Source organism: Streptomyces sp. NPDC058470 (assembly GCF_042721055.1).
In the GTDB taxonomy this organism is placed as follows: Bacteria; Actinomycetota; Actinomycetes; order Streptomycetales; family Streptomycetaceae; genus Streptomyces.
The window spans coordinates 256,147-281,937 of record NZ_JBHXMF010000001.1; the positions used below are offsets into that span (position 1 = coordinate 256,147).

Genomic DNA, 25,791 nt, shown 5'->3' on the forward strand with positions numbered 1-25,791 from the left:
GATCTTGCGACTGCAAGGTCCGCACCACACGTCGAGACACTTGACGCTCCGCTCCCCCCATACCGACCCGGGAATCTCATCACCGCGTCACAAGTGCTGTTCAGCGGTCGTTGCTTGCGAGATCAGGACGCGGATTCTGAGTACCTGAAGTGCGCGTGGGAGCAGCTACGCGCGCCGCAGCAACCCCTTCTCCATCGCCACCACCACCGCCCGCGTCCGGTCGTTCACGTCGAGCTTGGCGAACAGGCGCAGCAGGTGCGTCTTGACGGTGGCCTCGGCGATGACCAGCCGGCGCCCGATCTCGGCGTTGGTGAGGCCGTCCGCCACGGCGTTCAGGACGTCCGTCTCGCGGGCCGTGAGCGGGACCGGGGCGGGCTGGCGCATACGGGCGACCAGTTTCTCGGCCACTCGGGGTGCGAGCACGGTCTCGCCGCGCGCCGCCGCGTGGATCGCGTCGACCAGCTGCTCGCGGGTGGTGTCCTTCAGGAGATAGCCGATGGCCCCGGCTTCGACCCCGCGTTCGATCTCGGCGTCGGTGTCGTACGTCGTCAGGATCAGCACCCGCGTACGTGAGAAGCGGCTGACGATCTCCGCGGTGGTCGCCACCCCGTCGAGCACCGGCATCCGCAGGTCGACCAGCGCGACATCGGGGTCGTACCGCTCCACCAGTTCGAGCGCCGCCCGCCCGTCGCCCGCCTCACCGACGATCTCGATGCTGTCCTCGGCGGCGAGCAGGGCGACGACTCCCGCCCGCATCACGGCGTGGTCGTCCACCACGACGATGCGCAGTCCTGCTCCGCCGCCACTCGTGCCGCTCACACCGCCACCTTGCTCTCCACTGCCGTCGCCTCCATGGGAATCACCGCCAGGACCCGCGTCCCGTCCCCCACCGAACTCGTCACGGTGAGCCTCCCGCCCAGTTCCGCCAGCCGCTTGCGCATTCCGTCGAGCCCGAAGCCCGTCGACTCCTCCACCATGAACCCGGTCCCGTCGTCGGTGATCTCCAGTTCCACGCCGTACGGCTGCCGGGCCAGCACCGCACCGACGGTGGACGCGCGTGCGTGCTTGCGTACGTTGGCCAGGGACTCCTGGGTGCAGCGCAGCAGCGCGATCCGGGTCTGCTGGTCGCAGTCGAGGTCCGCCAGCTCGGCGTCCACGACGAGCCCGGTGTCCTCCGCGAAGCGGTCCAGTGTGCGGCGCAGGGTCTGTGCCACCGAACCGGCCGCGAAGTGGCCCGGTTGAGCACCGGAGCTGACCAACTCCCTTGCCTCCGCCAGGTTTTCCCGTGCCGTGGATTCGATCGAGCGCAACTGCTGGGCACTTCGCTGCGGATCGTCGGCGACCCCCGCCCGGGCCGCCTCGGCGAGCACGATGATCGAGGCGAAGCCCTGCGCGAGCGTGTCGTGGATGTCCCGGGCCATCCGCTCCCGTTCGTCCGCCGCGCCCTGCCGCTGGTGCGCCTCGGACAGTTGGGTCTGTGCCAGCTCCAACTCCTCGATCAGTTGCGCCCGTTCGGCGCTCTGTGCGACCACCGCGTGGGCCCACAGCCCGAGCAGCACTCCCACGGCGACCACGATCAGCGTGGACACGAGGGTCTCGCCGAAGAACTCCGCCGTCCAGCCCTGCTGGATCCAACTCCCGGTCACCGTGGTGGCGGTGGCAAGCCCGAGGAACCCCATCGAGGCCTTTGGGGAGCGCCCGAACATCCAGTAGTGCGGCAGCGTCACGATGAACAGCGCCGCGTAACTGCTGCGCAGATAGGCGAGTCCGCCGAGCGCGAGCGCCAGCACCGAGAGGTAGACGTGTGGACGTACGACGGGATTGTCCGGGAAGCGGTCGAGGACCGTGTAACTCAGCACCACGCAGCCGAGCAGCGCGAGCGCCCCGTACTTGCTCCCACCGGGCGGGTCCATCGTCACGAGCCCCACGGCCATCGCGGCGAACAGCGCCCAGCACACCGTGTTCCAGCGGCGCAGCGAGGTGGCCCAGAACGTGTCGGCGAGGGGCCCGGTGAGAGGGGTCATGACGATCAACGTACGTCGGCCAAGGGCATCTCGGGGGCCGTCCGCTCAGGAATTCTCGCCTGCCCCATTCCCCGCGAGGGCCACCAGCTCGCCTCCCCGAGCAGCAGCATCGCCGACGGCAGAATCATGATCCGGACGATGAAGGCGTCGAGCAGCACGGCCGCCGCGAGCACGAAACCGATCTGCTTCATCTCGATGATGTGGAGGAAGGCGAAGCTCACGAAGACGGTCATCATCACGACGGCGGCGCTGGTCACCACGCTCGCCGAGCTGCGGATCCCGTCGAGCACCGCCTGCCGCGTCGCCGCGCCCGCGAGCACGGCCTCCCTGATCCGGCTCACCACGAACACCTGGTAGTCCATGGAGAGTCCGAAGAGGATCACGAAGAGGAAGAGTGGCACGCGCGAGCCGATCGAGCCGGTGGAGTGGAAGTCCAGCAGTCCCTCGGCCCAACTCCCCTGGAACACCAGGACGAGCAGTCCGAGCGCCGCGGCGGCGGACAGCAGATTCAGTACGACACCGATCAGTCCGAGCACCACCGACCGGAACGCGTACACGGTCATCGCGAAGGTCACGAGCAGCAACGCCCCGAGAACCAGCGGGAGTTTGCTGTTCTGGTGGGCGGGATAGTCGGCGTAGCGTGCGACGTCACCGCTCACGCCGAACTCGGCGCCGTCGACGCGGCCGACGGTGGCGGGCAGATAGTCGTCGCGGAGGTGGTCGAGGGAGTCGTACGCCTCATCGGAGTTGCCGAGATACGGCACCTTCAGCTCAAGCACGCTGGTGCGCCGGTCGGTGGAGGTGCGTATCCGCTCCGAGCCGGTGAACAGGGGGTCGGCGTGGGCGAGTTGGGCAAGTTCCTGCAGTGACGCGGTGACCTCCTGGACGCGGTCGGCGTCGGAGCGTACGACGATCTGGTGCGTCACGCGCTGCTCGGGGAACGCTTCGTTGAGCCGGTCGTACACCAGCATCGCGGGGATCTCGCGCGAGTGCGTGTCCCGGCTCATCTCCGTGATCTTCAGCCCGGCCAGCGGGGTGACGAGCGCGAGCAGCGCGAGGACCGACACACAGAGGGTGGCCAGGGGGTGCCTGCTCGCGGGCCGCAGCAGTGCGGTCCAGACCCGGCCGCCGCCCTCGCCGCCCTCGCCGCCCCGCGCCCGTCGCCGTACCGGCTTCCCGCGCTCGGCACGGCGGCGCTCCTTGCGCTCGGCCCGCCTGCCGAGCTTGACCAGCAGCGCGGGAAGCGCCGTCAGGGAGCTGGCCACCGCGACCAGGACGACCACGATGGTGCCGGTGGCGAGCGAGGAGAAGATCACGTCCGAGGCCAGATACAGCGTCGCCGTGGAGGCCACGACTGCCAGCCCGGAGACCACCACCGCCCGGCCCGAGGTTGCCGCGGCCAGCTCGACCAGCGCCTCGGAGCTCAGCCGGCCACCGGCGCGGGCACGCTCCTCGCGCTCCCGCTTGAGGTAGAAGAGCGTGTAGTCGACGCCGACCGCGAGGCCGATCATCAGGATGACGTTCATGCCGACCCCGGTGTCGGGGGAGAGGTGCGAGGCCACCATCGAGAGCCCGACGGCCGCCGCGATCGACGACAGGGCCAGCAGCAGCGGCACACCGGCCATGGTCACGGACCCGAACACGATCAGCAGCGTGATCAGCGTGACGGGGAGGGTGATCGCCTCCGAGAGCGCGAGGTCCTCGCCACGTTGCTGGTCGACTCCCTTGCTGATGGAGGGACTTCCGGTCTCCTGGAGCAGCAGATCGGGATGCGCCTGCTGCACGGCCCCGGTCTGCGCGACCAGCGCGTCGACCTTGTCCTTGGCGTCCCGCTCCTCGCCCTGCACGGCCACCTCGACCATGAGGATCCGGCCGTCCCGGGACAGCAGCGGGTCGGCCACGCTCGCGACCTCGGGCAGCCGCTCCATCCGGGCGGTGAGGTCCTCCGCGGCGGCTTCGGCAGCGCCTCTGTCGAGGGCACCGGACCGAGCGGAGATCAGCACCTGCTCCGTGGACCGGCGTTCGAGCTGCCCCTCGGCCGCCATGGCCTCCGCGCGGCCCGCCTCGCCGACCCGATAGTCCGCCGTCTTCGCGCTGTTGATGCCGACGGCACTGCCGGCCGCCAGGCACAGCGCCACGAACAGCAGCCACCCGATGATGGCCCGCCAGGGGTGATGAGCGCTCCAGCGCGCCACCCGCACAGTGAATGAGTTCATGCCCAAGAGCCTCGCTGGCATGGGCAGTTGACGGACAGAGGTAGTCGGTTGAACTTGCCGTCCACCAGTCGGTGGACCCCGGGGACGGGGAAAGCCCCCGCGAGTCATGTCCTCGCGGGGGCTTTCCTTCCATCCGCCTGCCACGTGAAGGGTGAGAAGACGATCACGAGCAGGACGCTTATGCGTGCCCCGAAGGGCGTTGCCCCGAAGGGCTGGCCTCAGGGGGCGAGCAGCAGCACATCGGCGCGGGACTTCGCGGCGGCGTAACGCCGCGCCACGTCCTGCCAGTTGACAACGGCCCACATGGCGTCGATGAAGTCGACCTTCTGGTTCTTGTACTGCAGGTAGAAGGCGTGCTCCCAGGCGTCGAAGACGAGGACCGGGACCGAGCCCTGGCCGACGTTGCCCTGGTGGTCGTAGACCTGCTCGACGACGAGACGCCCGCTCAGCGGCTCGTACGCGAGGACGCCCCACCCGGACCCCTGCGTGGTCGCGGCGGCCTTGGTCAGCTGGGCCTTGAGCCCGGCGAAGGAACCGAAGGATTCGGTGATCGCGTCCGCCAGATCGCCCAAGCCGTCGGCGGCCAGCGGCTCGCCGCCGCCCTCACCGGTCATGTTGTGCCAGTAGATCGAGTGCAGGATGTGGCCGGAGAGGTGGAAGGCCAGGCTCTTCTCCAGCCCGTTGACCGAACCCCACGCCTCCTTGTCGCGCGCCTCCGCGAGCTGCTCGAGCGTGTCGTTCGCACCCTTCACATACGCCGCGTGGTGCTTGTCGTGGTGCAGCTCGATGATCTCGGGGCTGATCACGGGGGCGAGTGCGGAGTAGTCGTACGGCAGCTCGGGAAGTGTGTAGACGGGCATGGCGGGTCCCCTCGACCTCTTATTGCAATCTATGTGCAACTACACGCTAGCAACAAAAAGGCCCTCGCGTGACGCATGCGAGGGCCTTTCGGGGGACGGGGGAGCCGCCTGGTTACTCGACTGTCGTGACCGAGGTGTAGTGCGAGGCGTCTCCTGAGATCGAGTAGCTCTCCTTGCCCTCGACGCCGACCGGTACGTCACCGGCGACGGTCACGCGGTGCAGGCGGCGGGGCTGTCCGTCGTAGTTGTCGATGGCGTAGTGCTGGGTGATCCGGTTGTCGAAGAGGACGAGCTGGTCCGGGGACCAGCGCCAGCGCAGGATGTTCTCGGGCCGGGTGACGTACGCCTGGAGGATGTCGAGGATCTTGCGGGACTCGCCCAGCGACAGGCCGAGGATCCGCTGCGCGAACCCGCCGATGAACAGCCCCCGTTCGCCGGTCAGCGGGTGGACCCGGACGACCGGGTGGGCCGTGCGGAAGTTGATGGACGTGAACTGGGCGCGCTGCTCGGCCTGTTCCTCGTCGATCTCCTCGTCCGGCACCGCGTAGTCGTAGTCGTTCGTGTGCTCGGCCCAGAGGCTGTCGGCGAGGTGGCGCAGCGGCTCGGGCAGATCGCGGTAGGCCGCCGCGGAGTTGGCGATGAGGGTCTCACCGCCGTACGGCGGGATGGTGATGCTGCGCAGGGTGCTGGCCTGGGGCGGGTTGAGGACGAAGGTGACGTCAGTGTGCCAGTGGTTGGCGCGGCCCCGCTCGCTGTCCACGGGCAGCACGTTCGGGGCGCCGTCGACCGCCGGCACGGTCGGGTGCGCGGTGGTGAGGTCGCCGAACTGGCGGGCGAAGGCCTGCTGGCCCTCGTCGTCCAGGCCGTGGGCGTCGAAGACCAGCGCCTTGTGCTCGTTGAGGGCGGCGCGGACGGCGGCGATGGTCTCGTCGTCGAGGGGCTTGGCGATGTCGACGCCGGATATCTGCGCGCCGATCTTCGCGGTGACCTTGCGGAACTCTATCTCGGACATGTGCGGGTCCTCTCGGTTCGGACGCGGGCGGTCTCAGTGGGCGGCGAGTACGGGGCTTGCGTACTGGTTGGCCGGCCGCGGAAGCCCGTACCGCTCCCGCAGGGTCTGCCGCGGCCCGTACTCGCTGCGGAGCAGACCGCGGGCACGCAGGATCGGCACGACCTGGTCGACGAAGAGTTCGAGGCCGGACGGCAGCACGGCGGGCATGATGTTGAAGCCGTCCGCGGCGCCGAGCCGGTACCAGTCCTCGATCGCGTCGGCGACCTGCTCGGGCGTGCCGGTGAACGTCAGGTGCCCGCGTCCGCCGCCGAGCCGGCCGATGAGCTCGCGGACGGTGAGCCGCTCGCGCCGGGCGAGTTCGACGACGAGCGTGTAGCGGCTCTTGGCGCCCTCGATGGCGCTCTCCGGCGGCAGGTCGGCGGGCAGTTGGGCATCGAGTTGGAGGGTGCCCGGCTCCAGGTGAAGCAGGTGTTCCAGGCGGTAGAGACCGTGCTCGTACACGATGTGGTCCTCAAGCACTCGCTCGTGTGCGCGCGCCTCGGCCTCGGTCGAGCCGATGACCGGGACGATGCCGGGCAGGATCTTGATGTGGTCCGGGTCCCGGCCGGCCTTGCCCGTACGGGACTTGAGGTCGGCGTAGAAGTCCTGCGCGTCCTTGAGGGTCTGCTGCGCGGTGAACACCGCCTCCGCGTACCGGGCCGCGAAGCGCCTGCCGTCGTCGGAGGACCCCGCCTGCACGAGCAGCGGGTAACCCTGCGGCGTACGGGGGACGTTGAGGGCGCCCTCGACACTGAAGTAGGTCCCCTTGTGGCGCGGCGGATGAAGCTTCCGCTCGTCGCCCCAGACGCCCGTCGCCTTGTCGCCGACGACCAGGTCGTCCTCCCAGCTGTCCCAGAGCTTGAGCGCCACTTCGAGGAACTCGGCGGCGCGCTCGTAGCGGGTGGCGTGGGCGGGCTCGTCGTCGAGCCCGAAGTTGCGGGCGGCCTCGGCGCCGGCGGTGGTGACGATGTTCCAGCCGGCCCGGCCACCGCTGAGGTGGTCGAGGGAGGCGAATCTCCGGGACAGGTTGTAGGGGGAGTTGTACGAGGTCGAGGCGGTGGCGATCAGGCCGATGTGCTGGGTGGCCGTGGCGATCGCCGTGAGCAGGGTGATGGGTTCGAGGGTGCCGGACGGGCGCTGGCCGACACTGTTGAACAGGACCGGGCCGTCGGCGAGGAAGAGGGAGTCGAAGGTGCCGCGTTCCGCGATACGGGCGAGGTTGACGTAGTGCCCGAGGTCGACGCTCGCGTAAGGGTCGCTCTCGGGCAGCCGCCAGGAGGCCTCGTGGTGCCCGGTGTTCATCAGGAAGGCGTTCAGGTGAAGTTGGCGGGGAGTGCCGGCCGAGTTGGTCACTTGTGGTCCTCCGTGACGCCCAGGGCGGCGAGCAGTCGCTCGCGGTACTCGCCGAGCAGGGGGTCGCGATACGAGCGGGGATGGGGGATGTCGACGGTCAGATCCAGGCCGATACGCCCCCGGTCGAGCACGAGCACCCGGTCGGCGAGCACGATCGCCTCGTCCACGTCGTGCGTGACGAGCAGCACGGAGGGCCGGTGGCGCTCCCACAGCTCGCGCAGCAGGACGTGCATCTTGATCCGGGTGAGTGCGTCCAGTGCGCCGAACGGCTCGTCGGCAAGGAGGAGTTCGGGTTCACGGACCAGAGAGCGGGCCAGTGCGGCGCGCTGGGCCTCGCCGCCGGACAGCTCGTTTGGCCAGGCCCTTTCGCGGCCCGCGAGGCCCACCTCGGCGAGCGCGGCGCGACCGCGTTCGGCGGCCTCCTTGCCGTCCGCGCCGAGCAGTACGTTGTCCAGGACCCGGCGCCAGGGAAGCAGCCGGGAGTCCTGGAAGACGACCGACACCCGTTCCGGGGCGGTCAGTTGGCCGCTGCCGACGACGGTGTGGTCGAGGCCGGCGATGGCCCGCAGCAGAGTGCTCTTGCCGGAGCCGCTGTGCCCGAGCAGGGCCGTGAACTGGCCCGCCGGGAGGTCGAGGTCGATGTCGTCGAGGACCTTGCGGCCGTCGAAGGAGCGTGTCAGACCCCGGAGTTGGACGGTGGGCTTTTTCTGAGTGGATGTCAGTTGCTCAGCGTGCGTCGCCATGACAGCACCCTCCGTTCGATGAGACGGACCGCACTGTCGGAGACCAGACCGAAGACCCCGTAGATCAGCAGACCGACGAGAATGACGTCGCTCTGGCCGTAGTTCTGGGCCTGGAACATCATGTAGCCGAGTCCGTTGGTGGCGTTGATCTGCTCCAGGACGACCAGGGACAGCCAGGACCCCGTCACCCCGAGCCGCAGTCCGACGAAGAAGCCGGGCAGTGCGCCGGGGATGACGATCTGCCGCACGAAAGCGACCCTGGACAGCCCCTGGACCTCGGCGAGTTCGACATAGCGGTGGTCGATGCCGGACAGCGCGGAGTGCAGGTTCAGATAGATCGGGATGTAGACGACGATGGAGATGATCGCGATCTTGAAGGTCTCGCCGATGCCCAGCCAGAGGATGAACAGCGGGATCAGACCGAGCGTCGGGATGGCCCGGTTGAGCTGCACCGTCCCATCGATCAGCGCCTCGCCGATCCGGCTGAGCCCGGACGCGAGCGCCAGGACCACCCCGGCGGTCAGGCCGAGGGCGAACCCGTATCCGGCGCGTTCCAGGGACGTGAGCACATCCGTGGGGAGTGTGCCGTCCGTCCACAGGCGACCGGCGGTGCCGAGGACCGTCCAGGGCGCCGGTATCGCGCCGGGGTCCAGCTGTCCGGCGGCCGAGGCGGCGGCCCAGAGGCCGAGGAACAGGGCGGGGCCGATGACGGAGGAGGCGGGCAGCCGCTTGCCGGGTGCGAGTCCGCGGCGCCGGGTGCGAGCGGGCTTCCGCGTGACCTTCACAGGAACGGTGGCCGCAGTGGGCAGTGTGCTGGTCGTGGTGGTGGTCATGGCGGTCAACTCCGGTACTCGGCGGGTACGGACTTCGCCGCGATGCCCTCGAAGCGCCGGTCGAAGAGCGAGTCGACCTTGAACGCCTTCACGAAGCCGCCCTCGGCCAGCAGATCGGCGGTCTCCTGCTCCCACTTCACCGCTTCGTCCCAACTCGGCGGATACAGCGGCTTGTTGGCGAGCTCGGTGATCGACTGCGCCTGTGCGAGCGTGAGGTTCTGCGTCTTGACGAAGAACTCCTCGTTCCACTCGTCGGGGTGCTCGTACGCCCACACGGTGCCCTGCGCCCAGCGCGGGATGTACGCGGCGACCGCGGCGGCCTTCGCGGAGTCGGCGAGGACGGAGGTGGGCGCCCACAGCAGGTTGAGGAGGTCCACGACGTCGGTGGCGATGGTGTGCGCGCCCTTGGACTCGTACTGCTTGAGGTAGGCGGGCACCTGCTCGTTGCCGAGCGGGGCGATGTCCACCTGGCCGGACTGGAGCGCGGTGAGGAACTGGTTGCTGGTCAGCGGCACCAGCTCCGCGTCGTCGTACGCCAGCCCCGCCTCCTTCAGGGCGCGCAGGAGTACGACGCCCTGTGCCTGGCCCTGCGAGAAGGCCAGCTTCTTGCCCTTGAAGCCCTGGACGTCCTGGATGTCGCTGCCGGGTTTGGTGGCGAAGGCGTAGTTGGGCTTGCGGGTGATGTTGATCGCGACGATCTTCGCGTCGAAGCCCTGGTAGTGCGCCTGGATCGGCGGGATGCCCGCGTTGTTGGCGAGGTCCAGGGACTTGGCGCGGAAGGCGTTGATGACATCGGGCCCTGCGCCGATGTTCGGCCAGTCGGCGACGGTGAACGGCAGGTCGTCGAGGCCCGCCAGCTTGAACTGGACCTGCTGCCGGCCCTGGTACGAGGCGATCTTCAGGCTCGTACCGGAGGGAACGTTGGCGGCCAGCGGGGCGGACGTGGACCCCTTGGCCGAGGTGCTGGCGGCACTGCTGCCCGCACAGCCGCTGAGGCCGGCGACAGCGGCGGCGCCGAGCAGGGAGGACAGGAACAGCCGCCGGTCGATACCGGACGCGGAGGAGGACAGTGGTGGCATGGGAGTACTCCGGGGATTCAAGTGGCAGGAAGACGCGCGGAATTCCGGACAGGGCAGGGCCGGGAAAGGTGAATGAGCGCATGAGGAGAGACCTGCCGAGGGCGAGGACATACACGCCGAAGGCGCGGCAGGGAGAACCCGAGTGTTCGACTGAACGTCAGTGCGTCAGTGCGTGATTCAGTGCGTCAACGCGTCAGCAACAAAGCGCGCGTGCGACCCGCATGAGGTCGATGACACGGCACTTGGTGAGCGGAACCTGCACTCGCGAGCTGCTCATGAGAAGGATGCTCCTTGTCGCCCGTAAGGCCTGTCAACATTCGGAGTTTCTGAATTAAATCGGCCCCGGTGAAGGCCTCGGCGTCGGCCCAGGTATCCGCGACGGCGTCGGTATCGGTCCCGGCCCCGGCGTCGGTATCGGCTCCGACGACGGTCCTGGTCCTGGTCCTGGCCCCGGTCATGGCATGAGCCCCGGTATCGGCTCCGGCGACGCGCCCAGCGGATCCCGGTAGAACACGTCGAGAGCCACCGAACCGCCGGCCACGGCCAGTACGGATTCCGGGAAACTGGTCGGCACGACCGCGGCCGCCCGATCACGCCCGACCGCCTCGCGCAGCGCCCGCAGACAGTCCTCCCGGTACATGACACCGACCTCGGTGACGACGACGGTCTCCGGATTGAGCACGTCGAGCAGCAGCCCCGCGGCCCGCCCGATCATCCGGGCGCGCTCCAGCAGCAGTCGTACGGCGACCCGGTCGCCCTCCGCCGCCGCGGCCACGACGTGCATCGGGTTCACGCCGGCGATGACCCCCTCCTCGCGGGCCCGCCGGCACAGCGTCCGCTCGCTCAACTCGGCCTGGAGGCAGCCGGTCCGGCCGCAGCCGCACCGCTCCGTGCCGCCCGCGAGCGGCAGATGGGCGATGGCACCGGCCTGGGAGCGGGGACCATAGTGCACCTCGTCATGGGTGGCGAAGGCCGCGTCCACCACATTGCCGACGAACAGATGCAACACGCTCCGGCTGCCGCGCGCCCGCCCGAAGAGCCGCTCACCGTTGACCAACGCCCGTGCGTGGCCGTCCACATGGACCGGCAGCCCGGTACGCGCGCCGAGCGCATCCCGGACGGCGACCTCATGCCAGCCCAGCATGGGGTGCTCCACGATGGTCCCGGAGTCCCGGTCCACCCAGCCGCCGGTCGCCACGCCCACGCCCAGCGGCGTACGGCCGGGGACGTCGGCCAGCAGCGCGCCGAGCCCGTCGGCGGCGTTCGCCAGCACCCGGCCGGGCTCGGTGCCATCGCTGTGGCTCAACTCCCGCTCCGCCACCACCCGGCCGCGCAGATCGAGCAGCGCGACCGTCGTGTACGGCACCGCCACGTGCACTCCGCCGACCACGAAGCGGGCGTCGTCCAGGTCGACCGGTACGTGCGGGCGCCCCACCCCTTTCGACTGCCGGGGCGCGGGCGCCTCCTGGATCAGACCGAGCCCCGCGAACTGCGCGCAGTAGTCGGTCACCGACGCCGGAGACAGCCCGGTCAGCCGGGCGACGGTGCTCCGGGCGACCGGCCCGTGCTCCAGTACGGACCGCAGGATGACACTGGCGCTGGTCCTGCGACGCGCGCTGTCGGCGGCTCGATGGGGAGTGCTGGGAGGGGGCGTTCGGGGAGGTGCCGCGGTACGGGGCATGGAGAGCATGGAGAACTTCCTCGGGGCCGGTCCGACACTGCGCCGTCTTCGTCTCGGCGAGCCGGATCCGCTCCGTCCCGCCTACACCGTGCGGCGACAGGTGGCCGTGCCCTGGCGGCGCAGGTCGACATAGCGACGCGACGCGAAGTTCTCAGCCTGGGCAACCATGGGTCGAGGGTAGGCGTTGTCCGGCGGATCCTGCTAGGGGCGGGTTTCTTCGCCCCCTCCGGCCCTTCCCGTCCCGATTCCGGGGGCTGCCGCCCCGGGCCCCCGCTGTCGGTCTGGAGTCAGCCCCTCCGGCGTTTGAGGAGTGGTGGTTTGAGGAGTGGGGGTTTGGGGGCGGAGCCCCCAAGTAACGGGAACGGGCAGGGGCGGAGGGGGCGAAAAACCTTTGGCGGGACCCCACAGTCCCGGCTCACCCCGCCCCGCACCCAAACCGACGTCACCTCAGTGACCAGCATCACGCCCTCGCGGGTGTACCCGCCACCCTTTGTGAGAAGCCGACCAACCCCCCGCTCCTCCCTTTGTCGACCGCTGACGGTGATCGCCCACACCCCCCTGGGATAGCGTCACCGTGTCCCGAACCTGCCCGTCACCCCGCCGGAGTCCCCATGAGCACCGCTGCCGCCACCCCCCGAACGGGCATACGCCCCGGCGAGGTCCTCGCCGACCTGCTCCCCGCCTCCCGCGTCAGGGACACCGCCCTGGTTCTCGGCGGCGCCGCCCTCACCGGCCTCGCCGCCCAGATCGCCCTCCCCGTGCCGGGCTCCCCGGTGCCGGTGACGGGCCAGACCTTCGCGGCACTCCTCGTGGGCACCGCCCTCGGCACCAGCCGGGGCCTCTTCTCCCTCGCCACGTACGCACTGCTCGGCCTGGCCGGCGTCCCGTGGTTCGCCGGCGGCTCCTCGGGCGCCACCGTGTCGTTCGGCTACATCCTCGGCATGCTGCTCGCCGCCACCGTCGTGGGCGCACTCGCCCGCCGCGGTGCCGACCGCTCGGTCCTGCGCATGGCGGCCACGATGCTGCTGGGCGAGGCGATCATCTACGCGATCGGCGTCCCGTACCTGGCCACCGCCGCCGACATGTCGCTCGGCACGGCCGTCGCGGTGGGCCTCACCCCGTTCCTGCTCGGCGACGCCCTGAAGGCGGCGTTGGCGATGGGCGTGCTACCCACGGCCTGGAAGTTCATCAACCGCTGACGTTCAGCGGGTGAAGCAGCGCGAAGGGGCTGGGAGCCTTGTGCGGCCCCCAGCCCCTTCGCCCTTCACTTCTCGATCCAGCTCAATTCAGCTCGATTCAGCGCTGCTCAGGCCGCCGGTGGACCCACCACAGGCCGGCCGCCCCCGCCGAGACCAGCGCCGCGCCCGCCGCGCCGAGCGGCAGAACGTCGCTCCCGCCGCCGGTCCTGGGCAGCTCGTCACCGCCGGGTGCCACCGGAGTGTTGTCGGTGCCGAGCAGCAGCGGGGTGGCCGGGGCGTTCGGCGACGGGTTGGTCGTACCGAACGGCACCGGGCCCTGCTGCCAGTACGTCTTCGCCCCGTCGCTCGTCTGCACCGGCAGACAGATCTTTCCGGTCCTGCTCAGATCGAAGGTGGCGTCGACGTCGTACGACTTCGACCTGCCCGCCGCGAGATTGCCGACGGCGCAACTGAAACCACTGTTCGATCCTTCGGGAAGATCCCCTTCGGCGATCGCGGAACAGCCCTTCACACCTTTGACCGTCAGACCGTCGAAACCGACCACCAAAAGCCTGATGTCGCCGCTTTCCTTGGTCCCTTCGTTCTTCACGGTGGCGGTAATCGCCGTCCTCTGTGAACTGTTGTCCGCGGAGATACTCTCCGGCAGCAGCGTGGTCAGCTTTACACCCGCCGGTGCCTCGTCGACCGCCTTTCCCCCTTTACTGCTCCCCGGCCCCTGATCGTCCGCCACAGCGGTGTAGGAAAGGATCATCACGGCCGAGAAAGATGCCGTGAGCAGCGATCCAGCGATGATCGTCGTACGACGAGAACCCATGTTCGTCCCCCTTGGCTGCGCCTGAATTCGCAGTACTTGAAGAGGTACCACAAGATTTCTCCGCACTATGCTGGTACGGCATGAAGTGTGACCATTGTGTTTCTGATTGCTTCTGATGTGACGGGCGATTGTGACGGGTGTTGAGGGGGTGCTGGGATTGCCGGGGAATGTGCAGGGCGGTGTTCCGGGGTTATTGGTGACGGGACGTTATCGGCTGGCCGAGAGTATTGGGCAGGGGGGAATGGGGCGGGTGTGGCGAGCCGCCGACGAAATGCTCGACCGGCAGGTCGCCGTCAAGGAAATGCGGATAGACGGACTCGACCCGGAGGACACCCGCACCCGCCGGGAACGCACCTTGCGTGAGGCCAGGGCCACGGCCCGGATCGACCACCCCAACGTCGTACGCATCTACGACGTCGTGGACGAGGGTGAGCGGCTCTGGATCGTCATGGAACTGGTCGCCGGCCGCTCGCTGGAGCAGATCGTGGTGGAGGACGGGCCGCTCAGCACGCGCGAGGCGGCCCGCATCGGGCTCGAACTGGTCGTGGCGCTGCGCCAGGTGCACGCCGGGGGAGTGCTGCACCGCGACATCAAACCGGGCAACGTCCTGGTCGAGCGGAGCGGTCGCCGCGTCGTCCTGACCGACTTCGGCATCGCCGCGATCCAGGACACGAAGGCGCTGACCATGGCCGGGATGCTGGTCGGTTCCCCCGACTACATGGCACCCGAACGCATCTCGGGCCGCCCGCAGGGCCCGCCCTCCGACGTGTGGTCCCTGGGCGCGACCCTCTGCGCGGCACTCGGCGGCCGTTCCCCCTTCTCCCGCGCCACCACCCTGGCCACCCTGCACGCCGTGCTGTACGAGGAACCCGAACTCCCCGCCTCTGCCGGCGAGTTGCGCGACATCCTGGCGGAACTCCTGGAGAAGGAGCCGTCGACCCGCCCCGGCCTGGAGGAACTTGAGGCGGAACTACGACGGTTGGTGTCACCGGCACCGGCACCGGCACCGGCACCGGGGGCAGGAGAGGTATTCGCCGCGGGAGAAGCGGCCGAGGCCGGAGCAGCCGCTCCCGATCCGGACGCCCCGGGGTCGGACCGCGCCCCCGGCCCCGAGCCGGCGCACGAAGCGCCGGAGACCGCGCCCCCCGTTCCACCGGTCCAGGCCCAGGCCGAGGCGCCCACGCCCGTACTCCTGGACGCGGAGTTCATGAGCGAGGTACGGCAGCCGGACCCCGCGTACGAGCCCGAGCCCACGCGTGAGCCCGAGCCCCGGACGGATCCCGAGCCCGAGCCCGATCTCATACAGGACGCGATACCGGCGCAGCACGCCCCGACGCGGAAGAGCTCGCTCGACTTCAAGAAGCCACGGTCGAAGCAGCCGCCGCTCGCAGACGAGGAAGCGCCGCCCGAGCCCCCCGGCACAGGGGACCCCCGTAGCGCCGCCAACGCCTCCACCGAAGTCCCCTCCGAACTGCGTGCGGAGGTCGGCTCGACAACCCCCTCCTCCGCCCCCTCTGCGGAGGCGGTGACGGAGGTCCAGATCCGGTCGGCGTCCGTCCCCACGTCGATGCCCCCCGGCGAACTCCCCGGCCCCGCCGTGCCCGCCGGCCCGCGCCCGAGCCGGCGCCGCCTGGGACTGGTCACCGCGAGCGCCGTGGCCGCGGCGGGAGTGGCCGTCTGGCTGGTCGTGGCGGCGACCGGCGGTCCGCCCGACGACAACAAGGCGGGCTCCTCGCCCTCAGCGGCGCCGACAGGCTCGGTGGGCAGCGCCTCGCCCACCGTCGAGGGCACCTCGCGTCCGCCCAGCCTGCCCCCGGGCGCGCACCGCGAGGCCGGCGGGTACGCGTGGGTGACGCCCAAGGGCTGGCGGCGGGACACGAAGACGGGCTCCGAGGTGCACTACACCTCGCCCGACGGCAAACAGGAGCTCGCGGCCAAGTCCTCCCTCGCCAAGGGCGACCTCATGGAGACCTGGCAGACCTCGGAGCAGAACGCCCGCCAGGGGCAGGGCTATCAGAAGATCCGCCTGGAGGAGACGACCTTCCGGGGCCGGCCCGCGATCGTCTGGGAGTACCTCTTCACACTCCAAGGGACGCCCTGGCACGCCCAGTTGCTCGGCTTCGACGCCGACGGGAAGTCGTACCAGGTCAACACCTGGTACCAGCCGGACATAGAGAACCAGGCGCGCCAGGTCTACGAACAGGTGAAGAAGAACTTCACCGTGCTCTAGACGGCAGGGAGATACGGCCGACTCAGCCGACCTTCACCGGAGTGTCGTCATGAGGCTCGTCGGCGATGTGGCGCACGGGCGGGGCGCCGGCTCCCGTCCGCTGCCGGATCACGGCGATCACGAGCACCACCGCCGCGACGAGCAGGGACAGCAGGACCGTCTCCCGGCCGTCGTGTTCCGTGTCGGTCAGCATGTAGCCGAGCACGAACACGATCAGCGCGGCCGTCGCCCAGGTCAGATACGGGTACAGCCACATCTTCACGACGAGCTTCTCCGGCGACTCGCGCTGGATGATCTTCCGCATCCGCAGCTGCGAGAAGCAGATGACGAGCCAGACGAACAGGGCGACCGCACCGGAGGAGTTGACCAGGAAGAGGAAGACCGAGTCCGGGAACTTGTAGTTGAAGAAGACGGCCACGAAGCCGAAGACGACCGAGACGATGATGGCGGTCATCGGCACACCGCGCGAGGTGGTCCTGGCGAACGCCTTCGGCGCGTCGCGCCGCTGCCCGAGCGAGAACGCCATCCGGGAGGCCGTGTAGAGCCCGGAGTTGAGGCAGGACAGTACGGAGGTCAGCACGATGAAGTTCATGATCTGACCGGCGTGCGCGATACCGAGGGAGTCGAGGGCGGCGACGTAGGAGCCCTGCTCCTTGATCGACGGGTCGTTCCACGGCAGCAGGGCCACGACCACGAGGATCGAGCCGAGGTAGAAGACGCCGACGCGCCAGATGATGCTGTTGGTGGACTTGGTGACGGCGCGCTGCGGGTCCTCGGACTCACCGGCGGCAAGGGTCGCGATCTCACTGCCCATGAAGGAGAAGACGACCAGCAGCACACCGGTGAGGATCGCGCCGGGCCCGTTGGGCAGGAAACCGCCGTGGTCGGTGAGATTCCCGAGCCCGGCCTTCTCGGCGTCGACACCCGGCAGTACGCCGAAGATGGCGAGCCCGCCGATCACGATGAACGCGCCGATCGCCACGACCTTGATCCCGGCGAACCAGAACTCGAACTCGCCGTACGACCCCACGGACACGAGGTTCGTCGCGGTGAGGACGAGCATCACGATGAGCGCCCACCCCCACTGGGGAACGGCGGGAATCCACCCTTCGAGGATCTTGGCCCCGGCGGTGGCCTCGACGGCCAGCACGACCACCCAGAAGAACCAGTACAGCCAGCCGATCGAGAATCCGGCCCAGCGCCCGAGCGCGCGGTCGGCGTGCGCCGAGAAGGAACCTGACGTCGGATTCGCGGCGGACATCTCGCCGAGCATCCGCATGACAAGGACGACGAGTGTCCCCACCAAGGCGTACGAGAGGAGGATGCCGGGCCCGGCGGTGGCGATACCGGAGCTGGAACCCACGAAGAGCCCGGCTCCGATGACACCGCCGATGGCGATCATCGACAGATGACGGTTCTTGAGTCCGGCCTGGAGGCCGCCACCGGGTTCTCCGGGGCCGTCGGGGCCGCTTGCGGCCTTCGTGGGGGTCGGCTGCGAGGTCATATGAGGGGGATTCCTTTTCGCCGGGTGAGCAGATCGCCCGTACGAGCGGGGTAACTGGGGCGTACGAGCCGGTCCAGTGAATCGGAGGTAAAGGAATTCGTGAACCTTTGAATCCAGATCGTTACTTGAGGTTTCCTTGAGGTTCCATGGTGTTGCTCACAGTTTTCGCGGATGACACCCGACGAGGCCGATCGGAAACAGCCGTGTCACACTCGAACCATGCGTGTGTATCTCGGCTCCGATCATGCCGGTCTCGAACTGAAGAACCACCTCGTCGAGTGGCTCAAGGCCGCCGGGCACGAGCCCGTCGACTGCGGACCCCTCATCTACGACGCCCAGGACGACTACCCGCCCTTCTGCCTCCGCGCCGCGTCGCGGACGGCGGCGGACCCCGATTCCCTCGGCATCGTGATCGGCGGCTCCGGCAACGGTGAGCAGATCGCCGCGAACAAGGTCGCCGGCGTGCGTGCCGCCCTCGCCTGGAGCGAGGAGACCGCCTCCCTGGGCCGTCGGCACAACGACGCCAACGTCGTGGCCGTCGGCGCCCGTATGCACTCCGAGGAAGAAGCGACGAAGTTCGTCGAGACCTTCCTCACCACCCCGTTCTCCGGCGACGAACGCCACATCCGCCGAATCAACATGCTCACGGCCTACGAATCAACAGGCGACCTCCCCCCCATCCCGGCCCACCACCCACAGACCTGACCTTTCGCCGCCCTGCCGCGGCGGCACTCTTCAGCTCCGGCCAGGCTGGAGATCTTTCAGCCTGGCCGGCGTTTGAGGACGAGCGCGTTCAGCGCGACGGCGGGGGTCTGGGGGCGGCAGCCCCCAGGAACAAGGGACGGGTAGGGGCGGCGGGGGCGAAAAACTCCACGCCCCGCCGGAGCACACACGCAGGAGGCCCCCGTGCCCGAAGGGCACACGATCCATCGCCTGGCCGAGGACTACGAGGCCAGGTTCGCCGGCGGGATCACCCAAGTCACCAGCCCGCAGGGCAAGTTCACAGACGCCGCAGCCCTCCTCGACGGCACCGAACTCGACTCCGCCGACGCCCACGGCAAACACCTCTTCCTGCACTTCGGAGCCGAGGACTGGATCCACATCCACCTCGGCCTCTTCGGCAAGGTCACCTTCGGCGACGCCCCCGCACCCCCACCCACGGACACCGTCCGACTCCGCCTCGCCAACCCCACCGCGTACGTCGACCTCCGCGGCCCCACGACCTGCGCCCTGATCACGGACGACGAGAAGCAGGCGATCCACGACCGCCTCGGCCCGGACCCCCTCCGCCCCGACGCCGACCCGTCAACCGCGTACCACCGAATCGCCCGCAGCCGTACGACAATTGCCGCCCTCCTCATGGACCAGAAGATCATCGCGGGTGTGGGCAACGTCTACCGCGCCGAAGTCCTCTTCCGGCACGGCATCGACCCGTACCGAACGGGCAAGGACATCACGCGCGCCGAGTGGGACGCGATCTGGACCGACCTCGTGGACCTCATGCGCGAGGGCGTCCGCAACAACCGCATCGACACGGTCCGCCCGGAACACACCCCCGAGGCCATGGCCCGCCCAGCCCGCGTGGACGACCACGGCGGCGAGGTGTACGTGTACCGCAGGGCCCACCTGCCCTGCCACATCTGTGGCGGCGAGATCCGCACGGCCGATCTCGCCGCCCGCAACCTCTTCTGGTGCCCGCGCTGCCAGCAGCCCTAGGGGGCCGGCAACTCCAGGACCAGCAGTCCCGCGGCTGGCAACCCCAGGACCGGCAGTCCCAGGACCGCCCCTAGAGCCCGGGCGGCAGGCAGGGCGCGAGGGCCGAGGACTTGCCTTAGAGCCCGTGTGGCAGCCGGGGCGCGAGGGCCGAGGACTTGCCTTAGAGCCCGTGCGGCAGGCAGGGCGCGAGGGTCGACGACTTGCCTTAGAGCCCGTGTGGCAGCCGGGGCGCGAGGGCCGACGGCTTGCCTTAGAGCCCGTGCGGCAGGCAGGGCGCGAGGGCCGACGACTTGCCTTAGAACCCGTGTGGCAGCCAGGGCGCGAGGGCCGACGAGAATGCCACCGAGGCCTCGACCAGCGCCCCCTGCCGCAACTCCCGCACCCGCCCCGCCGCCCCGAGCGAGGCCACGGACACCCCGCCCAGATAGGCCGCCCCCAACTCCCGTACGGACAAGGCGAGATCGGCCGGATCCTCCGTACGCACGCAGGACGCCCCCTTCGCGTCACCCGAGAGCCGCCAACGCCCCTCGTTCCAGGGGCAGAACGTGTCCTCGACCTCGAACACCAGGTCCACCGGCGTCTGGTACGTCCGCGCCTCCAGCGCGGCGCCGACCTCGACGAGCCGCACATGCAGTGCGTCCCTCAGTCGCGGACTACAGCGACGGATGTCGGAGACCATGTGCTGCCAGGCATCGTCGACGGGCCGGCCACGGGTGCGGAGTGTGGACGTCAGGTCGATCTCGAAGAGGAACCGCCACAGCGCGCCCTGCGCCGCCGGGTCGAGACCCTCCAACTCCTCCAGCACGACCGTGCCCTTGGGCCCGGACGCATCCCACTCCGGCTTGACCCGGTACCGGGCGTAGCCCACGACCTCGTCGTCCCGCTCGGCGACCACACACTGCAACGGCGATGCGCCGTCCCGCCTGCTCTCCGGGTCGAGCAGCCCCAGCTGCTCCCAGCCGGGCCGCCGCGCCAGCATGCCCGGACGCCCCGGCACCAACCGCGCGTAGACCGCCTCGCAGGCGTCGAGGACATCGGCCGGTGCGGCGTACCGCAGGTGTACGTCGTCGGTGCCGGGCGGCACGGACAGTCGTACGCGACTGGTGTCGATCTCGGCGTTGAACTGATACGTCCCGACGCCGTAGCCGAACCGGCCGTAGATCGCCGGCTCCGACGCCGTCAGGACAGCGAGCGACTCGCCCCACGAGCGGATGTCGTCCAGCTGGCGCCGCATCATGGACCGCAGTACCCCGCGCCGCCGGTGGGTGGCCGCGACGCTCACCATCGTGATGCCGGCGGCCGGTACGGAGGCGCCGCCCGGCACCGTGACGCGGAAGGAGAACGCGCTCGCGGTGCCCACCACCCGGTCACCGTCCCAGACTCCGATGGAACGGTCGTATTCTGTGAGTGCGTTGTCCAGTCCACGCTCGTCGGACGGCTCCGGCACTCCGCCGAAGGCGAGGACCAGGTTGTCGTACCACGCGTTCCACTCGGTCTGCTGAAGTACCCGCACGTCAGTCGTCATGGGCCATGCCTACCAGGGCAATGCGGTACGAGCCAGGGAATTTCCCCCACCGTCACGGACGCCTTGTGCGAGGTCCTGTACGACGTCTTCCATGAGGTCTTCCATGACGTCTGCTGGACGTTCGCTGGATGTCTTCTGTGGATTTCTCTGTGAAGTTGAGCGCTCGGACGGGGGACAAGTGGGACCTCCCGTGCCAAGCACCTGGTCCGATGGATAAGGTCCCGAACTAATGGCAGCAGGACGAGAGCGGCGCGCTGAAGCCGATACGTTCACGGCCCGGTTGAAGAAGCAGGCACACCGGGCCCGCACCGGCCTGCGCAGATCCGCCGTGGACTACTTCCGGGGCGACGGTTCCGACTGGATCGCGCTCGCCGGACTGCTGCTGACGATTCCGGTGATCGCGGCCACCACGCTGGTCAACTCGGTGTGGTGCTCACCCGCGGCCCTGGTCCTCCCGATCGTGGCGGGCGGCCTGCTGCTGCGCCCCGCCAGCCTGCTGGGCCTGTACGCCGCGGCCGCCACCGCCCTGATAGTGGAGTCCGTGCAGCTCGGCCCGTACACGGAGGGTCCCTCCAGGGTCACGCCGGGTGTGGTCCTGGTCGTCGCGGCCTGTGGCTTCTTCGGTCTGCTGATCGCCCAGTTCCGCAGCCGGGTGGGTGTGCCGTGGAGGCGCGGCGGCACCATGCTCTTCGACCTGCGTGAACGCATCCGGGTGCAGAGCAAACTGCCGCAGCTGCCGCTGGGCTGGCACCGGGAGATGGCGCTGCGGCCGGCCGGCGGGCAGTCGTTCTCGGGCGACTTCGTGGTGGCGGCCCGTACGAACGGCGGCCGGACCATGGAGGTCGTCCTGACCGACGTCTCAGGCAAGGGCATGGACGCGGGCTCGCGGGCACTGCTCCTGTCCGGAGCCTTCGGCGGCCTGCTGGGCTCCCTCCCCCCGCACGCCTTCCTCCCCGCCGCGAACGGCTACCTTCTCCGCCAGGACTGGGACGAGGGCTTCGCCACGTCGATCCACCTCGTCCTCGACCTGGACTCGGGCGACTACGAGCTCTTCTCCGCCGGCCACCCGCCCGGACTTCAGCTCAGCGCGGGCAACGGCCGTTGGGAGGAGAAGGCCGCGGAAGGCCCGCTCCTAGGGGTGTACGACGGTGCCCAGTTCGACTCCGTCAAGGGCTCCCTGCGCCCCGGCGACGTCCTGATGCTCTTCACCGACGGTCTCGTCGAAACCTCCGAGCGCGACATCGTCGAAGGCATCGACCGCCTCACCGGCGAAGCCGATCGCTACGTCGCCGGTGGCTTCCACGGAGCCGCCTGGCACCTCATCGAAGCGGTCGCCAAGGACGTGAACGACGACAGGGCTCTACTCCTGATCTGCCGCGAGGGCGGAACGACGGCGGCCGCGGCGATCCTCTGAACCTTCCAGCCAGTAGCCAGTAGCCAGTAGCCAGTGCGCCGCTGGAGGTCTGCCGACCTGTCCCGCGTCCCCGCATCCCCGCGTCCCCGCATCCCCGCGTCCCCGCGTCCCCGCGTCCCCGCGTCCCCGCGTCCCCGCGTCCCGCGTCCCCGCGTCCCCGCGTCCCGCGTCCCGGCGCCTCGCGTTCAAGGGTGAGGCAGCACCATTCCGATCCCCCACCCATCCACTGCGGGCGTAGATTTTCAGCCCGTCCGGCGTTGGAGGACGACCGCGTTCAGCGCGACGGCGGGGGTCTGGGGGCGGCAGCCCCCAGGAACGAGGCACGGGTAGCGGCGGAGGGGCGAAAACCCGGCCTGACGACACCTCCGTCCGCCCCCACGCCACGCCACATGGGGCGACACTGTTCCCGTGACGCGAACTCTCCTGACCCTGGCTGAAGTCGAAGCACTCGCCCGCGAGGCGCACGCCGCCCAGACCGACAAGGCGGGCCGCCCCTACGCCGAGCACCTCCAGGCCGTGGCGGAGGGCGTCCGCGAACGCGGCGGCGACGACGAGCAGATAGCGGCGGCCTGGCTGCACGACGCGGTCGAGGACGACGCGTTGTCGGAGGACTGGCTGACCGAGGCCGCCCTCACGAACCGCACGAAGGCCATCGTGCTGGCGCTCACCAAGCGGGAGAGCGAGCCCCCGGAGTCGTACGCGAAACGTATCCGCACCACCCCGGGCGCCCTCCTGGTGAAGGCCTCGGACCTGGCACACAACGCCGACCCGGCCCGCCTCGCGGTCCTCGACGAACACACCAGAGCCCGGCTGACGAAGAAGTACGCCTCGATGCGCGCGCTGCTGGGCCTCGCTCCCTGAGCACCGACCTGCCCCTCACTCCGAGGGTTACGCCCTGCCCGCCCCCGCCCCGGCCCCCGCCCGCTCACGGGCAAGCTCCGCCGCGTCCCGCTTGAACGCCCATTCCATGCTGGGCTCCATCGCGAAGCGGAAGACCCGCTGGACGGGCGGCGTGCACAGCAGCGTGACGCTCACGGCCGCGACGAGTGTCACCACGGCCTGTCCGAGCGGCTCGTGCAGCCAGTTGTGGTCGAACCAGCCCCAGTAGTCACCGCCCTTGACCAGGAAACCGTGCAGCAGGTAGCCGTACAGCGTGCCCGCGCCGAGCGCCGTGAACCAGAGCTTGCGGCGCGGCACCCAGGAGAAGAAGCACGCGGTGAGCAGCAGCGAGCAGCCGAAGAGGCCGAGCGTCATGACGGGACCGGCCCACCACGGCGACCCCAACTGCTGTGCGCTGTCACGGTGGTAGAACCAGCCCGTGTTCATCCGCGGCACCGCCCAGTAGCCCACGACCAGCGCGGCCGCGAAGACCGGCACCGACAGGATTCGGACCTCGCGGCGGCGCACCAGCTGGAAGTACTCCGGCTTCATGTACAGGCCCAGGACGAAGAACGGCAGGAACTGCAGCACGCGTTGGAGGTCCAGATCGTCACCGATCTCCGGTGACACGCTCGCGAGCATGGCGATGACGAGGGCGAGCGGGAGCGGCCACCGCACCAGCTTCCACAGCGGTGTCGTCAGCCGCCAGATGAACAGCGCGGCCAGGAACCAGGTGAGGTACAGCGGATCGAGCAGGCTGATCGGCTGGCCGGGAGAGTGGTCGGCCCAGCGCGCAAAGAGGGAGTAGGCCGCTTCGAAGACGATGTACGGCACGGCGATACCGGTCACCAGGCGCTTGAGCCGGTCGGCGCGCATGTCGAAACTGCGTGAGAAGTAGCCGGAGATGAGGATGAAGGCCGGCATGTGGAAGGCGTACACGACGGTGTACAGCGCTTCGAGGCCGCGGCTCTGGCCCTTCACCGGCTCCCACGCGTGGCCCATGGCCACGAGCACGATCGCCAGGTACTTGGCGTTGTCGAAGAACGCGTCGCGTTGCTTGGCGGGCTTGGCGGGCTTGGCGGACAAGGCGCCCGGGTCGGCGGCACCGGTGGCCGCCCCCGCGCTCCGGGACGAGCGCGGACCCGGAACTCCCCGCGCAGGCTGCTGCGACGGGGGGAGTGGGGCTCCAAGGGGGCCTTGCGGTCGTAGCGAGTTCGTCACAGTTCCTCCGGCAGAAAATCCGGGGAGACGATTCGTGACCTCGCTGCGCATACGGGGGACGTGGCGGCGTGGAACATCTGAGGCACCCTAGCGTTGTCCATGCGTCCTCGTAAAACCGCCGATGGCATTCCTGGCTATTGCCTGCGAGTACGCAGGAATCGAGAAGGCTCACCGTCTCGTTCACCAGTGATCCCGTAGTGATCCCGTATACCGATTCGCTTCCCACATACGGACGTTCTGTCCATATTCATCCGGACTAAATGGTACATAAGGCACGCGGGGGACTCTGGGGATATGTCTGTTTCGTTGTCTTTTATTAATCTGTCCGTGGTGTCTTAGGCGTACCTGTGACAACAATTCGAATTCCCTGCGAACAGGATGTGTGGACATGGCAACGATCACTCTGAATTTCCCGTGGGGACGTACCTTCGAATTGCAGTGCGCAGCACCGCAGTTCACCCGGCCGGAGGGGTAACGGCGGTGCGAGGTCCAGGTGTCCGTGGCCGACGATGTGTCACCTGCGGCATACGGAAGCCGGGTTGGTGGCACGATGGTTCTGGCGGGGGTGTGTGGGGCTGCACCCCCGGGCCGGGAGAGCGGACCGACCGTAGGGTGTGATCAGTTGTGGCCATTTCGCTGTCAGTGGTGCTCCTGTTGGCGATCATCCTCGTGGTGTTGATCCGAGGAGGATCGATCAAGGCGGGACCAGCCGTGGTGGCGGTGCTCTTCGGCTTCTTCCTCGCGTCGACAGGTATGGCCGACGACATCCAGCGGTTCCTCAACTCCATAGCGGAGACCATCAACTCGATCCAGTTCTGAGCGGACGGCCACGCCTGGCGGCCAACGCCGGGCCGCCGGCACTTCGCCGTGCCTGGATGCCATGTCCGGGATGCCCTACGCGCGATGTCATGCGCCGGCCGTCATGGGCCGCCGCCTGGAGGGCGGCACCTGTGAACGCACTTGGGGCCCGGTTCCACGGAACCGGGCCCCAAGTGTCTTGATACAGAGCGGGCGACGGGAATCGAACCCGCGTAGCTAGTTTGGAAGACTAGGGCTCTACCATTGAGCTACGCCCGCACAGGGTGCACCGCAGGTCAGCGACCCCGGCACAGAAAGCATCGTAGCGGGTCGCGCCCGTTCGTCGCACATCCCATTACGTGCCCCGTGCACGCTCCCGAAATGCGGCAGCCGTACCCGCCTGAGGCATGTATCTTACGTGTCGCACCAGACGGGGTGTGGCGCAGCTTGGTAGCGCGTCCGCTTTGGGAGCGGAAGGCCGTGGGTTCAAATCCCGCCACCCCGACCAGCGTGCCGGCCACCCTGCCGGACGATCGCCAAGATCACCTTTTGGGGCGTGTACCGCCTGCGGTTACTATGCAAGCTGCGTGCCCGTGTGTCTGCATTGTTACGACGTCTCTCAAGGGCCGCGAATCCGCCCAAGGCTCTGCC

The 25,791-nt window shown here is 69.1% G+C and carries 21 protein-coding genes and 2 tRNA genes; 8 read left to right on the top strand and 15 right to left on the bottom strand.

Annotated features, from left to right (window positions below; genetic code table 11):
• Window positions 1-165: 165 nt before the first annotated feature.
• From ACFWP7_RS01150 to ACFWP7_RS01195, 10 genes are all read right to left on the bottom strand, one after another.
• Window positions 166-819, bottom strand: a complete 654-nt coding sequence (locus ACFWP7_RS01150; RefSeq protein ID WP_384373967.1) for a response regulator — start codon at window positions 817-819, stop codon at window positions 166-168.
• Complete coding sequence (locus ACFWP7_RS01155; RefSeq protein ID WP_384373970.1) at window positions 816-2,024, bottom strand: sensor histidine kinase; 1,209 nt, start codon at window positions 2,022-2,024, stop codon at window positions 816-818. Before ACFWP7_RS01155 ends, ACFWP7_RS01150 begins: the two co-directional genes overlap by 4 nt.
• A gap of 5 nt (window positions 2,025-2,029) precedes the next feature.
• Window positions 2,030-4,240: an MMPL family transporter gene (locus tag ACFWP7_RS01160; RefSeq protein ID WP_384373973.1), complete on the bottom strand. Its 2,211-nt coding sequence runs from the start codon at window positions 4,238-4,240 to the stop codon at window positions 2,030-2,032.
• A gap of 218 nt (window positions 4,241-4,458) precedes the next feature.
• Window positions 4,459-5,100, bottom strand: a complete 642-nt coding sequence (locus ACFWP7_RS01165) for a superoxide dismutase (RefSeq protein ID WP_384373976.1) — start codon at window positions 5,098-5,100, stop codon at window positions 4,459-4,461.
• Between the two features lie 112 nt (window positions 5,101-5,212).
• A complete protein-coding gene (locus ACFWP7_RS01170) occupies window positions 5,213-6,112 on the bottom strand; it encodes a TauD/TfdA dioxygenase family protein (protein WP_384373979.1) in 900 nt (299 codons plus the stop codon).
• 33 nt (window positions 6,113-6,145) lie between these two features.
• Window positions 6,146-7,504, bottom strand: coding sequence for an LLM class flavin-dependent oxidoreductase (locus ACFWP7_RS01175; protein ID WP_384373982.1), 1,359 nt, complete (start codon window positions 7,502-7,504; stop codon window positions 6,146-6,148).
• Window positions 7,501-8,247, bottom strand: a complete 747-nt coding sequence (locus ACFWP7_RS01180; protein WP_384373985.1) for an ABC transporter ATP-binding protein — start codon at window positions 8,245-8,247, stop codon at window positions 7,501-7,503. The genes ACFWP7_RS01175 and ACFWP7_RS01180 overlap by 4 nt, the downstream gene beginning before the upstream one ends.
• On the bottom strand, window positions 8,223-9,080 hold the full coding sequence (locus ACFWP7_RS01185) for an ABC transporter permease (RefSeq protein ID WP_384373988.1): 858 nt from the start codon (window positions 9,078-9,080) through the stop codon (window positions 8,223-8,225). Before ACFWP7_RS01185 ends, ACFWP7_RS01180 begins: the two co-directional genes overlap by 25 nt.
• Before the next feature lie 5 nt (window positions 9,081-9,085).
• Entirely contained in the window at window positions 9,086-10,159 is a 1,074-nt protein-coding gene (locus ACFWP7_RS01190; RefSeq protein ID WP_384373991.1) for an ABC transporter substrate-binding protein, read from the bottom strand.
• Window positions 10,160-10,613: 454 nt separating this feature from the next.
• Entirely contained in the window at window positions 10,614-11,840 is a 1,227-nt protein-coding gene (locus tag ACFWP7_RS01195) for an ROK family protein (protein WP_384374135.1), read from the bottom strand.
• 611 nt (window positions 11,841-12,451) lie between these two features.
• Between ACFWP7_RS01195 and ACFWP7_RS01200 the strand changes: the two genes are divergently transcribed.
• Window positions 12,452-13,039: a biotin transporter BioY gene (locus ACFWP7_RS01200; protein WP_384373994.1), complete on the top strand. Its 588-nt coding sequence runs from the start codon at window positions 12,452-12,454 to the stop codon at window positions 13,037-13,039.
• A gap of 97 nt (window positions 13,040-13,136) precedes the next feature.
• Here ACFWP7_RS01200 and ACFWP7_RS01205 read toward each other — a convergent pair whose 3' ends face one another.
• Window positions 13,137-13,853 carry a hypothetical protein gene (locus ACFWP7_RS01205; RefSeq protein ID WP_384373997.1) on the bottom strand — a complete coding sequence of 239 codons (717 nt, stop codon included), beginning with the start codon at window positions 13,851-13,853 and terminating at the stop codon, window positions 13,137-13,139.
• A gap of 241 nt (window positions 13,854-14,094) precedes the next feature.
• On the opposite strand from ACFWP7_RS01205, the gene ACFWP7_RS01210 reads away from it, so the two are divergent.
• A complete protein-coding gene (locus tag ACFWP7_RS01210) occupies window positions 14,095-16,083 on the top strand; it encodes a protein kinase (protein ID WP_384374000.1) in 1,989 nt (662 codons plus the stop codon).
• A gap of 22 nt (window positions 16,084-16,105) precedes the next feature.
• Here ACFWP7_RS01210 and ACFWP7_RS01215 read toward each other — a convergent pair whose 3' ends face one another.
• Complete coding sequence (locus ACFWP7_RS01215) at window positions 16,106-17,587, bottom strand: amino acid permease (RefSeq protein ID WP_384374003.1); 1,482 nt, start codon at window positions 17,585-17,587, stop codon at window positions 16,106-16,108.
• Window positions 17,588-17,806: 219 nt separating this feature from the next.
• Here ACFWP7_RS01215 and ACFWP7_RS01220 point away from each other — a divergent pair, with 219 nt between their 5' ends.
• Window positions 17,807-18,292, top strand: a complete 486-nt coding sequence (locus ACFWP7_RS01220; protein WP_384374006.1) for a ribose-5-phosphate isomerase — start codon at window positions 17,807-17,809, stop codon at window positions 18,290-18,292.
• A gap of 201 nt (window positions 18,293-18,493) precedes the next feature.
• Window positions 18,494-19,303, top strand: coding sequence for an Fpg/Nei family DNA glycosylase (locus tag ACFWP7_RS01225; RefSeq protein ID WP_384374009.1), 810 nt, complete (start codon window positions 18,494-18,496; stop codon window positions 19,301-19,303).
• A 295-nt stretch (window positions 19,304-19,598) separates the two neighbouring features.
• Here the strand turns inward: ACFWP7_RS01225 and ACFWP7_RS01230 are convergent, their stop codons facing one another.
• Window positions 19,599-20,828: a GNAT family N-acetyltransferase gene (locus ACFWP7_RS01230; RefSeq protein ID WP_384374012.1), complete on the bottom strand. Its 1,230-nt coding sequence runs from the start codon at window positions 20,826-20,828 to the stop codon at window positions 19,599-19,601.
• Between the two features lie 229 nt (window positions 20,829-21,057).
• On the opposite strand from ACFWP7_RS01230, the gene ACFWP7_RS01235 reads away from it, so the two are divergent.
• Together ACFWP7_RS01235 and ACFWP7_RS01240 are read left to right on the top strand one after the other, a co-directional pair.
• The gene (locus ACFWP7_RS01235; RefSeq protein ID WP_384374015.1) at window positions 21,058-22,242 is read left to right on the top strand and encodes a PP2C family protein-serine/threonine phosphatase; all 1,185 of its coding nucleotides are present in this window, start codon (window positions 21,058-21,060) and stop codon (window positions 22,240-22,242) included.
• Window positions 22,243-22,650: 408 nt separating this feature from the next.
• The gene (locus ACFWP7_RS01240) at window positions 22,651-23,103 is read left to right on the top strand and encodes an HD domain-containing protein (RefSeq protein WP_384374018.1); all 453 of its coding nucleotides are present in this window, start codon (window positions 22,651-22,653) and stop codon (window positions 23,101-23,103) included.
• Window positions 23,104-23,130: 27 nt separating this feature from the next.
• On the opposite strand, the gene ACFWP7_RS01245 is transcribed toward ACFWP7_RS01240, so the two are convergent.
• Window positions 23,131-24,342: an acyltransferase family protein gene (locus tag ACFWP7_RS01245; protein WP_384374021.1), complete on the bottom strand. Its 1,212-nt coding sequence runs from the start codon at window positions 24,340-24,342 to the stop codon at window positions 23,131-23,133.
• A 624-nt stretch (window positions 24,343-24,966) separates the two neighbouring features.
• Between ACFWP7_RS01245 and ACFWP7_RS01250 the strand changes: the two genes are divergently transcribed.
• Window positions 24,967-25,161 carry a hypothetical protein gene (locus tag ACFWP7_RS01250; protein WP_190035304.1) on the top strand — a complete coding sequence of 65 codons (195 nt, stop codon included), beginning with the start codon at window positions 24,967-24,969 and terminating at the stop codon, window positions 25,159-25,161.
• Between the two features lie 187 nt (window positions 25,162-25,348).
• Here the strand turns inward: ACFWP7_RS01250 and ACFWP7_RS01255 are convergent.
• Window positions 25,349-25,419, bottom strand: a tRNA-Gly gene (locus ACFWP7_RS01255).
• Between the two features lie 152 nt (window positions 25,420-25,571).
• Here ACFWP7_RS01255 and ACFWP7_RS01260 point away from each other — a divergent pair.
• Window positions 25,572-25,648, top strand: a tRNA-Pro gene (locus ACFWP7_RS01260).
• The last annotated feature ends 143 nt before the right edge of the window (window positions 25,649-25,791 follow it).